12 protein-coding genes are annotated in these 12,479 nt (G+C 66.1%); 6 read left to right on the plus strand and 6 right to left on the minus strand.

The window, feature by feature from the left end:
• The first annotated feature begins 62 nt into the window (after positions 1–62).
• The 3 genes from ACQPW1_RS16820 to coaE all read left to right on the plus strand — a co-directional run bounded on the left by ACQPW1_RS16820 (position 63) and on the right by coaE (position 4,725).
• A complete protein-coding gene (locus ACQPW1_RS16820) occupies positions 63–1,166 on the plus strand; it encodes an ABC transporter substrate-binding protein (protein ID WP_433665262.1) in 1,104 nt (367 codons plus the stop codon).
• Positions 1,167–1,379: 213 nt separating this feature from the next.
• Complete coding sequence (locus tag ACQPW1_RS16825) at positions 1,380–2,924, plus strand: phospholipase C (RefSeq protein WP_433663631.1); 1,545 nt, start codon at positions 1,380–1,382, stop codon at positions 2,922–2,924.
• Between the two features lie 598 nt (positions 2,925–3,522).
• The gene (gene coaE, locus ACQPW1_RS16830) at positions 3,523–4,725 is read left to right on the plus strand and encodes a dephospho-CoA kinase (protein WP_433663632.1); all 1,203 of its coding nucleotides are present in this window, start codon (positions 3,523–3,525) and stop codon (positions 4,723–4,725) included.
• Here coaE and ACQPW1_RS16835 read toward each other — a convergent pair.
• The 5 genes from ACQPW1_RS16835 to ACQPW1_RS16855 all read right to left on the minus strand — a co-directional run bounded on the left by ACQPW1_RS16835 (position 4,722) and on the right by ACQPW1_RS16855 (position 7,323).
• Complete coding sequence (locus tag ACQPW1_RS16835) at positions 4,722–5,165, minus strand: SRPBCC family protein (protein ID WP_433663633.1); 444 nt, start codon at positions 5,163–5,165, stop codon at positions 4,722–4,724. The two genes, coaE and ACQPW1_RS16835, sit on opposite strands and share 4 nt — an antisense overlap.
• Positions 5,162–5,689, minus strand: coding sequence for a pyridoxamine 5'-phosphate oxidase family protein (locus ACQPW1_RS16840; RefSeq protein WP_433663634.1), 528 nt, complete (start codon positions 5,687–5,689; stop codon positions 5,162–5,164). Before ACQPW1_RS16840 ends, ACQPW1_RS16835 begins: the two co-directional genes overlap by 4 nt.
• On the minus strand, positions 5,686–6,024 hold the full coding sequence (locus ACQPW1_RS16845) for an ArsR/SmtB family transcription factor (RefSeq protein WP_433663635.1): 339 nt from the start codon (positions 6,022–6,024) through the stop codon (positions 5,686–5,688). The genes ACQPW1_RS16840 and ACQPW1_RS16845 overlap by 4 nt, the downstream gene beginning before the upstream one ends.
• Before the next feature lie 82 nt (positions 6,025–6,106).
• Positions 6,107–6,631 carry a DUF402 domain-containing protein gene (locus tag ACQPW1_RS16850; RefSeq protein WP_433663636.1) on the minus strand — a complete coding sequence of 175 codons (525 nt, stop codon included), beginning with the start codon at positions 6,629–6,631 and terminating at the stop codon, positions 6,107–6,109.
• 47 nt (positions 6,632–6,678) lie between these two features.
• Positions 6,679–7,323, minus strand: a complete 645-nt coding sequence (locus tag ACQPW1_RS16855; protein WP_433663637.1) for a DUF402 domain-containing protein — start codon at positions 7,321–7,323, stop codon at positions 6,679–6,681.
• 371 nt (positions 7,324–7,694) lie between these two features.
• On the opposite strand from ACQPW1_RS16855, the gene uvrB reads away from it, so the two are divergent.
• Positions 7,695–9,887, plus strand: coding sequence for an excinuclease ABC subunit UvrB (gene uvrB, locus ACQPW1_RS16860; protein WP_433663638.1), 2,193 nt, complete (start codon positions 7,695–7,697; stop codon positions 9,885–9,887).
• Positions 9,888–10,051: 164 nt separating this feature from the next.
• Here the strand turns inward: uvrB and ACQPW1_RS16865 are convergent, their stop codons facing one another.
• Positions 10,052–10,522, minus strand: a complete 471-nt coding sequence (locus ACQPW1_RS16865) for a VOC family protein (protein ID WP_433665263.1) — start codon at positions 10,520–10,522, stop codon at positions 10,052–10,054.
• 61 nt (positions 10,523–10,583) lie between these two features.
• On the opposite strand from ACQPW1_RS16865, the gene ACQPW1_RS16870 reads away from it, so the two are divergent.
• Both ACQPW1_RS16870 and ACQPW1_RS16875 read left to right on the plus strand, forming a co-directional pair.
• On the plus strand, positions 10,584–11,474 hold the full coding sequence (locus ACQPW1_RS16870) for a helix-turn-helix domain-containing protein (protein ID WP_433663639.1): 891 nt from the start codon (positions 10,584–10,586) through the stop codon (positions 11,472–11,474).
• A 108-nt stretch (positions 11,475–11,582) separates the two neighbouring features.
• Complete coding sequence (locus ACQPW1_RS16875) at positions 11,583–11,996, plus strand: DoxX family protein (RefSeq protein WP_433663640.1); 414 nt, start codon at positions 11,583–11,585, stop codon at positions 11,994–11,996.
• The last annotated feature ends 483 nt before the right edge of the window (positions 11,997–12,479 follow it).

Below are 12,479 nucleotides of genomic sequence, written 5' to 3' on the forward strand. Positions count from 1 at the left end.
GTGCCCGCGGAGGCGTTCGCCCACCGGGGCCCGCCGACCGGGCCGAACTCAATCGGCATCCGATCGGGACCGGACCGTATGCGCTCACCGAATCCCGGCCGGATCAGGTGGTGCTCACCGCGCGGGACGACTACTGGGGCGAACGAGCGCGCGTGCGGAAGTTTGTTATTCGCCGCACCGATGACGACAACGCCAGGGCGACTCAGTTGCGCGACGGCGCCGACGGGACAGTGCTGCCGCCGGAGCTGGCGCAGGCCGCGGCCAAGGATGGCTACCGGGTCGTGCCCGCGGTGGCGAATGACTGGCGCGCAATCACTTTGCCGTCCGGAAACCCGGTGGCCGGGGATCCGGCGGTCCGCAAGGCCTTGAACTTCGCCGTGGACCGGCAGGGGATGGTCGACCACATCATGGGCGGTCACGGCGCTCCGATGTCCACTCTGGTCGGCCAGGTGTACGGCGAGACCTACGATCCGGCCCAGGATTTCGGCTACGACCGGGCCGAGGCCGCGCGAGTGCTCGACGCGGCGGGTTGGCGCGTGGGCACGGACGGCATCCGGGAGCGTGACGGTCGCCGGGCGAGCTTCGAGATCGCCTACTACCCAACGGAAGTGCTGCGCCGGGACCTGACGATGGCGGTGGTGTCCGATGCGAAGAAGGTGGGCATCGAGATCACCCCGGTGGCCGTGGACAAGAAGCGGATGACGCCGGAGTACCTGGCGCAGACCGCGTTCCTGCTCGGTGGCGGCGGCCAGCGGTACACGGTGGACAGTCAGCTCTACACCAAGCTCCACTCCCGCTATGCCGCACCGGGCGTCGGATCCAAGTGGGACAACGCCTCGGACTATGTGAACCCGAAGATCGACCAGCTGCTGGATGCCGCACGCGGGGAAGCGAATCCGCAGCGGCGGACCGAGCTGTCCATCGGACTGCTGCGTGGCATCGGAAACACCAAGGCGGGGATGCAGAGCACGCTGATCGGCTACTTCGCGATCGGCGTCCCCGCCATGGTCGTTTTCGGGTTCGGTCTCGGTTGGCAAGCGCCCGGCATTTGGCTCGGCCTGTGCCTGGGCTTCACCGCTACCGCGTTCCTGGTCTGGCGCAGGTTACTTCGAGGTATCGCCGACTTGGCCACGCCCACGCGGGAATCCGTGTCCGCGATCGGGTGAAAGCGGGCAAAACGGGTGAAACACTCAGAACGGCGCGGCAATTCGGGCAGCTGCCCGGCAACCACGCAGGAATCGCCCTCCCACACCGTGGTTCGGATCACTTCGCGACTCGGCTAAACGATCTTTCTCTGCGGCGTCGCAGCACGTCGGGTATGGTCGGCGCGGATCGCGAAACTCTGCTCGACAGCCCTGGCGGAAAGGTCGTCCGAAGATATGTGCGCAGCGGGGCCGTTCAGTGGGCTCAATCGCAGACAATTCCTAGCGAAGGCGGCAGCGGCCGGTGCGGTGGGCGCGTTGGCCTCGTGGGCCAACCCGATCATCGAACGGGCCTATGCCGCCGACCCGGCCGGCCTGGGCGGCCTCGGCGACATCGAGCACTTCGTGCTGCTGATGCAGGAGAACCGCTCCTTCGACCACTACTTCGGCACGCTGTCCGGCGTCCGCGGGTTCAACGACCCGTCGACGGCCTGGCAACAGTACGGCTGGACACCAGGGGCGGGCCCCGGCCCCGACGGCTTCGTGAATCCGTTCCGCCTCGACACCACCCGCGGCGCCACGCTCGACGGCGAATGCATCAACGACCCGGACCACTCCTGGGCGGGCATGCACCACGCCTGGAACGGCGGGCGCAACGACCAGTGGATGCCGATGTCGGTGGCAAGCGTCGGCCCGGCCAACGCGCCCGCGGCGATGGGTTACTACCTGCCGGAAGACATTCCGATCCACAGCGCGCTCGCCGACGCCTTCACGCTGTGCGACAACTACCACTGCTCGGTGCTCGGCCCCACCGACCCGAATCGGTTGTACTGGATCAGCGGAACCATCGACCCGGACGGCAACGCGGGCGGCCCGCTGGTGGAAACTCCCAAGTTGATCCCGCAGCACGTCTACAGCTGGCGCACGTACCCGGAGAACCTGTCGGAAGCCGGTGTCAGCTGGAAGGTCTACAACAACCGCGACGTCGGCCCGCTGTCCTCGGTGATCCTCGACGGCATGCTCGGCTGCTTCACCCAATCCGCCGACCCCAACTCGGAATTGGCGCGCCGCGGCCTGGCCCCGGTGTACCCCAACGACTTTCAGGCCGATGTCGCCAGTGACACGCTGCCCGCCGTCTCCTGGGTGATCCCGTCGCTGCTGAACTGCGAACATCCCGCGCTGCCAGCGGCATTCGGCGCGTTCGGCATCGTGCAGCTGCTCGACATCCTCACCTCGAACCCGAAGGTGTGGGAGAAGACCGCGCTGATCATCAGCTACGACGAGAACGGCGGCTTCTTCGACCACGTCACCCCGCCGACCCCGCCACCGGGCACCCCCGGCGAGTTCCTCACCGTGCCGCTGGACCGGGTGTCCGCCGCGAAGGGCATCGCCGGGCCGATAGGACTTGGCTATCGCGTTCCCGCGCTGGTGATTTCGCCGTACACCCGGGGCGGGCTGGTCGCCTCGGAGACCTTCGACCACACCTCACAGCTGCGACTGCTGGAAACCAGGTTCGGAGTGGAGGTGCCGAATGTGACCGCGTGGCGACGCGGGGTCACCGGCGATATGACCTCTACCTTCGATTTCGGCTCGGCCCCGAATATCGCGAAACCGGTGCTGCCCGATCCGAAACCGAAAATGGATGCCGCGGTCGCCCAATGCGGCCCGAATATCGCGTTGGGTACGGCGACAACCGGGATTCCCTATCCGGTGCCGCCGAATTCGATGCCGACACAACAACCCGGTACCCGGCGCAGGCCGAGCGGGTTGGTTCGGGCATGAGAGTGGCCCAGCCCTGGCGGGGGCTGGGCCACTTCTCGAAGTATGGGTCAGCTTGCGGTGGCGGGCACCCACCGGACGGACGGCACGACGGAGCGTTTTCGCATAGCTGCGAAGCTGTGCCGGGCTGGGCTGATCAACGCGGTGAACCATGTGCGGCGGTGTTCGGCTAACGCGGCCGCGACGGCGGGGATGTGGATGCAGTGCACTCCGCCCGCCATACCCAGGCGGTGGCGAGCCGTCTGGTTCATTCTGGTGCCCAATGGTGTTCCTTTGCTTGCTGGTGCTGGCGCCTCGATCGCCAGGGCGAAGATTAGCCGAACGAAAGTGCCACGCAGAGTATTTTGCGCAAGTAATTGCCCCGGCGTGTCGGAAAGTTGTCGCCGGTGTACCCGGTCCGGCCGGAATTGTTGCGAATTGGTCTCGGCCTCGTCACGGATCGGGCAATTACGGCGGCGGCAGGTGGAAACCGCGGCCCGGATGGGCAATCGGGCTGATTGTGTCGCCGTAGTCGAACGTCGGTCATCGCGGCACGACGAGTGACAGTGTGGGCAGGCGGGTGGCGAGCCCGCCGTCGGCCGCGGGATGCGAGACTGGTCGAATGTTGCGGATCGGCCTCACCGGAGGCATGGGAGCGGGCAAGTCGACGGTGGCGCGGATTCTCGCCGACCTCGGTGCGGTGATCATCGATTCCGACCTGATCGCCAGGGAGGTCGTCGCACCAGGTACCGAGGGCCTCGCGGCCCTCGTCGACGCGTTCGGCAGCGAGATCCTGGCCGCCAACGGCAGCCTGGATCGACCCGCCCTGGCGGCCAAGGCATTTGCCGACGACGAATCGCGCGCGACCTTGAATTCGATTACCCATCCATTAGTCGGCAAGCGCACCACCGAACTCATTTCCGCGGCACCGGGCGACGCCATTGTGGTGCAAGATATTCCATTGCTGGTCGAGAATGGTCTCGCGCCATTGATGAATTTGGTTATTGTCGTCGATGTCGACGCGGAAACTCGGCTGCATCGACTCGTCGAATTCCGTGGTGTCGCCGAATCCGATGCGCGGGCGCGTATTGCCGCGCAGGCGACCGACGAGCAGCGGCGGGCCGTCGCCGATGTGTTGCTCGACAACACCGGCGCGCCCGACGCGATCGAGGGTGCGGTGCGGCAGCTGTGGCAGGAGCGGCTGGTGCCGTTCGAGCACAACTTGCGCACTGGGACGCCCGCGCGCAAGAAAGAGATACGGGTCGTGCCCGCGAACCCGGAATGGGCGGCGCAGGCGCAACGGCTCATCGCGCGGCTGTGGGTGGCGTGCGGGGCGGCCGCGTCGCGGATCGACCACATCGGGTCGACCTCGGTGCCGGACCTGCCTGCCAAGGATGTGATCGATCTACAGATCACTGTCGCCGACCTGGCCGCCGCGGACGGACTGCGGGATGCGTTGGGCGCGGCGGGTTTTCCGGTTCGGCCGGAGGAGACTCAGGACAGCCCGCGACCGACCCCCCAGGATCCGGCGGGGACGGACGTCTCGTTGTGGACCAAGCGGTATCACCAGAACGCCGACCCCGGCCGCCTCGCCAATGTGCATGTGCGCGTGGACGGAACGCCTGGGCAGGAATACGCCCTGCTGTTCCGGGATTGGCTGCGCGCCGACGCCGAGGCCCGCGCCGAGTACCTCGAGGTGAAGCGCGCGGCGGAGGCCAAGGCGTCCGGGCTGACCGGCACGGAGGCGACGCTCGCGTACCTGGATGTCAAGGAACCCTGGTTCGCCGCCGCCTATCCGCGCATGCTCGCCTGGCGGGATCGCTAGCGGCCCAACAGCTTTGCCAGTTTGTCCAAGCCCTGGCCCCAGCCTGCTTCGGCGCCGTCGTCCGGGCTGAGTGGTCCGGGTGCGAGCAGGTGGAAGGTCATGGTCGTCTTGTCGTCCTCGGTGGTATCGAAGGTCACCGTGACTACGGACTCCGAGTCGCTGTCTTCGGTCGGGTCGCCCCAGGTGAAGACGATGCGCTCGGGTTCGACGATCTCGCGGAACACCCCGGCGCTCGGAAAGGTGCTGCCGTCGGTGTCGGAGACCATGAGCGATTCGTAACGCCCACCCGCGTGCGGTTCGACGACAATGCTGTCGCGTGGCGTCGAGAAGCCCTGTGGCCCAGCCCATTCGGCGATCTGCTCGGGGTCCGTCCAGGCCTGGAACACCAGTTGACGTGGCGCGTCGAAGACGCGGGTGATGGTGAATTCGCGGTCGCTCATGATCGAGTTGTCTCCTCTTGGGTGGTGGTCTCCGACGGGCCCTTCATCCATTCGGGAGCTCCTTCGGGGTAACGGGATCGGAAGTCCATCAGGCCGACCCAGGTGGGGCGCACCGTGATTCGTTCCATGCGCGGTGCCTTCAAGGCAAGGAAGTCGAGATACTCGGCGACCTCTGCTGCGCCGCCCTTCCGCATGGCGGCCGCGTATTCCGGTAACAGGCCGTCGGATTCGCTGATCTCGGCGCGGCCGCGGATCAGAAGTACCTCCGGCGGTGCGTCATTCGTGTCGATGGTGATCGCGACCTCCGGGTTGGCCCGCATCATCCTGGCCTTCTTCGAGGTCGCGAAGCCGGTCATGACGACCTCGCTGCCGTTCCACCAGAAGTTGATCGGCAGCGCCCGCGGGGTGCGGTCGGCGGCGGTAAAGGCAAGGCGGGCCGGGATATTCGCGGCGAGCAGGCGCCGGGCGAGGTCGGTGCCGAGCAGGCGCACGTCGCCCTGCGGCAGGTTGATCGGGTCGGTCATGCGGAGGTGTCCTTCTTCTGTATCCGTTGCAGGTGTTCGTCGAGCCGGTCGAATCGGGCGTCCCAGAACTTCCGGTAGCGGTCCAGCCAGTCGGTGGCCTGGCCGAGCGGTGCGGCATCCAATCGGCAGGGGCGCCACTGTGCGTCCCGGCCTCGAGTGATGAGCCCGGCCCGTTCGAGCACCTTCAGATGCTTGGAGATCGCGGGCAGGCTCATGGCGAACGGTTCCGCGAGTTCGGTGACGGTGGCCTCGCCGTCGGCCAGGCGGGCGAGGATCGCGCGTCGGGTCGGATCGGCGAGTGCCGCAAAGGTTCTGCTCAGTTCGTCGTCCGTCATGGTCGTATTAAACCACCTAGCTAATTAACTTGTTGGTTAAATACTGGCCCTGCGACGACACCGTGTCAAGGGGATGCCAAAACTACTTCCAGGTCAGGGTGATGCCGCTCGCCTCGAGCCAGCGCTCGAGGCTGTAGTCATGGGCAGCGATGCCATCGATGGTCCTGGTGGCCGTCTCGATGGCGGCCTGAGCCTGAGTGGCGGTGAGCAACCCGGCCGCGTGCGCGGCGAGCAGCTCGTCGACGTCGAGCAGCTCGGTGTCGCGGCCGGTGCGCACGAGGATGTCCAGGTAGTGGTCCACCGATTTCCACTGTTCGGGCGCTACCTGACCGAACTCGCCGAGGTCGAGGTAGAAGTCCTGGTCTCGCCGGTGCTCGGGGTAGTAGTGGAAGATCGACGCGCGCAGCGCCAAGTCGGGCAGTAACCACGATTCGATGTAGTGGAACTGTGCATGGTCGGAGGTTCGCGCCATGTACAGGCCCCACGGCTCCACGTGGTACTGCTCGACCGGCCGCACGAATCCCTTCGGATCCGTGTTCGTCAGGTCCGCGAGGTCGAAGTACTCGACCTTGGGCCGATGGACGTCAACGGAAGGTGCCTGCGTCATGCATTCAGAATCTACCGCCGCGATGTCCGAGTCGAGTGGCTTGGCGGTTACATCCAGGTGAGCGTGATGCCCTGGGTGGCCAGCCAGTCCTCGACGCAGTGGTCGTTGGCGGCGAGTCCGTCCAGTGCCGCCGTGGCGCACTCGAAGGCTCGATGTGCCTGCGCGGTGTCCACCAATCCGGCCGCGTGGGCGGCCAGCAGGTCGTCGACGCCGAGTAGTTCGACGTGCCGGCCGCGGTGCACCTCGATGTCGAGGTAGTGGTCGACGGCCTTCCAGCGTTTCGGCGCGACCTGGGTGAACTCGCCGATATCGAGGTGGAAGTCGTGGTCCACGTGGTGCGCCGGGTTCCGGCGCGCGCACGTCACCCGCAGCGAGAGCTGCGGCAGCAGCCACGACTCCAGGTAGTGGTGGTGCGGGACGGGCACGATGCGCGCCATGTATACGCCCCACGGTTCGTGGTGGTAGCGCTCGACCTGGCGGACGAAGCCCTTGCTGTCGGTGCTGGTGAGTTCCGCGAGATTGAAGAACTCGACGTGCGGCCGATGCGGCGGGTGGCCGGGCGGTAACGCGGTGTTCGGCGGGGCGGCGGCATTGTGATTCAGGCCGGGTACCGCGGCACGGATGTGTCGAGCGATACTGCCTGCGAAGCCGGTGGTCGGCACGGTATTGAGCAATGGAATCAGACCTCTCATGGCTCTAGTCCTTCGCCACATCCGAACTTTGTTGTCCGAACAACCAAGCCAGAGTACACCCGGGAAATGGTGATCGGGCGGATTGACGCGATATGTTTTTGGATACGAATTGTGTTGGCGCAAGGGACATTTCGGACACATAACGGTGCCTGAGAGTGAAACGGTATTGTGCCGGTAAAGCCGGGTATTGGTCCGGTAAAACTTACCCGCGGCAGGTTTATCGCACCGGGGAATGGGGGAGAGGCGCCCGAGGTTTCAGCACTCGGGACCCGGCGGACCAGGCCGGTCGAAACCCACTCGCCCGGGTCGACGATGGCCACCGCCCCGGCGACCAGAGAAATCTGTCGGTGGCTGGGCTTAGGCTGGTGAGCATGGCATTCGCAACCGAGATTCCGACGGAAGGCTACGAGGAGAGGGTCGCGGGCGAGACCCCGCTGGCACACTCCGAGCATCGGCCCGTCGGCGAGATCGAGCGCAGCGACGCGCGTTTCCAAGTGGTCAGTGAGCACGTGCCCGCCGGCGACCAGCCCGCCGCCATCGAGGAGCTCGAACGGCGGATCAAGGCGGGGGAGCGCGACGTCGTGCTGCTCGGCGCCACCGGCACCGGCAAGTCGGCGACCACCGCCTGGCTCATCGAGCGGCTGCAGCGCCCGACACTGGTGATGGCGCCGAACAAGACCCTCGCCGCGCAGCTGGCCAACGAGCTGCGAGAGATGCTGCCGAACAACGCCGTCGAGTACTTCGTCTCGTACTACGACTACTACCAACCCGAGGCGTACATCGCGCAGACCGACACCTACATCGAGAAGGACAGCTCGATCAACGACGACGTCGAGCGGCTGCGGCACTCGGCGACCTCGAGCCTGCTGTCCCGCCGCGATGTCGTGGTGGTCGCGTCGGTGTCGTGCATCTACGGCCTCGGCACTCCGCAGTCCTACATGGACCGGTCGGTGCAGCTCGAGGTCGGCGGCGAGGTCGACCGCGACGCGCTGCTGCGGCTACTGGTCGACGTGCAGTACACCCGCAACGACATGGCGTTCACCCGTGGCTCGTTCCGGGTGCGCGGCGACACCGTCGAGATCATCCCGTCCTACGAGGAGCTCGCGGTCCGCATCGAGTTCTTCGGTGACGAGATCGAGGCACTGTATTACCTGCACCCGCTCACCGGCGACGTCGTTCGCCAGGTCGACATGCTGCGCATCTTCCCGGCCACCCACTACGTCGCGGGCCCGGAACGGATGGAGCGCGCGGTGCGTGACATCGAGGCCGAGCTGGAAGTGCGGCTGGCCGAGCTGGAACGACAGGGCAAGCTGCTCGAAGCCCAGCGGCTGCGCATGCGCACCCAGTACGACCTGGAGATGATCCGGCAGGTCGGGTTCTGCTCCGGCATCGAGAACTACTCGCGGCACATCGACGGCCGCCCGGCCGGGTCGGCGCCCGCGACGCTGCTCGACTACTTCCCCGACGACTTCCTGCTCGTCATCGACGAGTCGCACGTGACGGTGCCGCAGATCGGCGGCATGTACGAGGGCGACATGTCGCGCAAGCGCAACCTGGTCGAGTTCGGGTTCCGGCTGCCGTCCGCGGTGGACAACCGGCCGCTTACGTGGGAAGAGTTCGCCGACCGGATCGGCCAGGCGGTGTACCTGTCCGCCACCCCCGGTCCCTACGAGCTGGGCCAGGTCGGTGGCGAGGTGGTCGAGCAGGTCATCCGCCCGACCGGCCTGGTCGATCCGCAGGTCGTGGTCAAGCCGACCAAGGGCCAGATCGACGACCTGGTGCACGAGATCCGGCTGCGCACCGAGAAGGACGAGCGAGTACTGGTCACCACGCTTACCAAGAAGATGTCGGAGGATCTCACCGACTATCTGCTCGGGCTCGGTGTGCGGGTGCGGTATCTGCACTCGGAGATCGACACGCTGCGCCGCGTCGAACTGCTGCGGCAGCTGCGGCTCGGCGAGTACGACGTGCTGGTCGGCATCAACCTGTTGCGTGAGGGTCTCGACCTGCCCGAGGTGTCGCTGGTCGCGATCCTCGACGCGGACAAGGAAGGCTTCCTGCGCAGCAGCACCAGCCTGATCCAGACCATCGGCCGCGCGGCGCGCAACGTGTCCGGCGAGGTGCACATGTACGCCGACAAGATCACCGACTCGATGCGGCACGCCATCGACGAGACCGATCGCCGCCGGGCCAAGCAGGTCGCCTACAACACGGAGAAGGGCATCGACCCACAACCGTTGCGCAAGAAGATCGCCGACATTCTGGACCAGGTGTATCTGGAGGCAAACGACACCGAGGTCGAGGTCGGCGGCTCCGGCCGCAACTCCAGCCGCGGTCGCCGCGCCCAGGGCGAGCCCGGCCGTGCGGTCAGCGCGGGCGTCTACGAGGGCCGCGACATCAAGTCGATGCCGCGCGCCGAACTCGCCGACCTGGTCAAGGAACTCACCGCGCAGATGATGAACGCGGCCCGCGAGCTGCAGTTCGAGCTCGCAGGCCGACTGCGCGACGAGATCGCCGATCTCAAGAAGGAACTGCGCGGCATGGACGCCGCCGGATTGAGTTGAGCGCGGCAGGTGCGGCCGCGCCGCCCAGGCCAGGCGGGCAAAGGGGCGAGCCGCACACCTGCTGTGCTCCCGCACACCCTTTGCGTTCCCGCACCTCGACTTGCCGTGTGACACACCGTGCCTGGCGCAAGAAGATGTGCGGGAACGCTGAGCCCTCTCGAGCGTCAGCTCTGCGTGGCCATCCACTCGTCGACGCGGCGCTTGGCCTCCTCGACGGAGACGTCCTCGACCTTGGTGATCACGGCCCAGCGGTGACCGAAGGGGTCGATCACCACGCCGAAACGGTCTCCGGTGACGAAGGTTTGGGGCTCTTCGGCACTGCGGGCGCCGTTTTCGACGGCGAGCTTGATGACCGCGTCGACATCGGGGCAGTAGTGCACGATCGAGGTGTGCACCCACTCGCCGTTCGGGGCGAGCACGTTGTTGTCCGGGATGGGCATGCCCAGTTGCAGCGTGGAGTCGCCGATCTTCAGCTCGGCGTGCGCGGGCTGACCGTCGGGCAGGTCGTTGCGGGTGATCACCTCGGCCCCGAAGACGGCGGAGTAGAAGTCGATGGCCTTGTTGCCATCGGCGACCGCCAGGAAACAGGTGATGGAGTGGTAGCCCTCGGCAATGGGATTCACGGTGTTGGTCATGACATCAATCCTGGTCGGCGGCGTGCCGATGGTCTTGTAAGAAAGCGACACGGTGGAAACCTTGCCCGGCACTACTGATTCCGAGCCGCTGCCGCGGAACCCGGCGGCCCCCGCCGACACCACCGGCATCCTGCACCCGGACGAACAGGCCAAGTACCGCTCGCTGGCCCGGCTGCCCGCCGGCCCGGCCGTGGACCGGTTCGTCGAGTGGTACTGGACGGTGCGCTGGGATCTGCGCGGCAGGCCGCCGTACCGGGCCGAGGTGCTGTCCTATCCGAGCGTGAACGTCACCTTCGAGCGATCCGACTCCCGCACAGGCGGTTTCGTCAACGGTGTGTGCACGACGAAGTTCATCCGGGAACTCAGCGGCGCGGGTGAGGTGTTCGGCGCGCGGTTCCGCGCGGGCGGCTTCGGCGCCTGCACCGGACTCGACGTCGGTTCGTTCCGCGACACCTCCGTCGAACTCACCGACGTCATGCCCGACGCGCGCGGCCTGGCCGACCGTGTCCTCGACGCGCCCACCGACGAACAGCGCCGCGCCGTCCTCGAAGACTTCCTCGCCGCCCGCCCCGCCGCCGACGATCCGACCTACCGCCTGGTGCTGCGCATCATCGACGCGATGGCGCAGGACCAGGACCTGACCAGGGTCGATCAGATCACCGACCGCTTCGACATCCCGACCCGCACGCTGCAGCGGATGTTCCGTCGCTACGTCGGCGCCGGCCCGAAATGGGTGCTGCGCCGCTACCGCCTGCAGGACGGCGCCGAACTACTCGCGCGCGGTCGTACCGAAGATCTCGCCACACTGGCCGCGGAACTGGGATACTTCGATCAGGCGCACTTCTCGCGCGAGTTCACTGCGGAAGTCGGAATGGCTCCACTGGAATACGCCAAGAATTCGCTACGCTCGCGCAACGAGGTCACAGCAAAGGTCATCCCGACCAGGACATAGTTGCTGGGCCGACCGTATTCGACCATTCGACCACCGCCCGGGGGATAGCTCCCGGGTTGCTTAGTTGAATGTTGCACTACCTACTGTCAGCCAAAAAAGGAGCTGGACATGGATGTCGTGGTGTTGATCGGACGGGTGTTGTTCTCGGTGTTGTTCCTGAGCTCCGCGCTCGGGCACTTCATGCAGGCCGAACAGATGGCGGGCTATGCGGCGAGCAAGGGTGTGCCGATGGCCAAGCTGTCGGTCCTCGGTTCGGGTGCGTTGTTCGGTCTCGGCGGGCTGAGCGTGTTGCTCGGCGTGTGGGCCGATCTCGGGTCGCTGCTGCTCGCGGCCCTGCTGGTGGTGACCGCGGTGCTGATGCACCAGTTCTGGAAGGAAACGGATCCGCAGGCCAAGCAGGGCGAAATGGTCAACTTCAACAAGAATCTGGCACTCGCCGGTGCCGCGTTGATGCTGTTTGCCTTCTTCGCCCATGTCGATGACCTCGGATTGACCATCACCGGACCGCTTTTCGACCTCTGACCCCGCTTGCCGCGCTAATATTGCGCGTCCTTTTTACTGCAGGGAGAGGAAGGCATGGACATCATCGGAGCGATTCTCGGCTTATTCTGGGCGAACTACCAGCAGTGGCCTTAATGGCACGCTAGTCCCAGGCTCCAGCGGCCCGTCCCGGTGCGTGATTTGCGCGCCGAGGCGGGCCGATGTCTGTCCGATCGTCGCTGGTGTGTGACGAATATCCCACGGGGACAAGACCGTTCAGTGCTGTTGTGCTTGATCACAGTTTCGGGACCTGGCAATTGTGTCCGCCCAGGTTGCTCATGCCCTTCCCGCATTTCTTGGCGAACGTGTGGCGCCAATACCAGGACACCATCAATGTGATGTGCTGCGATTTCTGATATTTCCGCTCCGTTTGCCGCTAGGGTCGACGCAAGTCGCTGCGCCGGGGCAGGTCTTGGTGTGCACCCGGACTTAGGCACCCTGACCACCGCATAGTTGGAGGAGAGA

Source organism: Nocardia sp. CA-128927, assembly GCF_050955855.1.
Taxonomy (GTDB): Bacteria; Actinomycetota; Actinomycetes; order Mycobacteriales; family Mycobacteriaceae; genus Nocardia.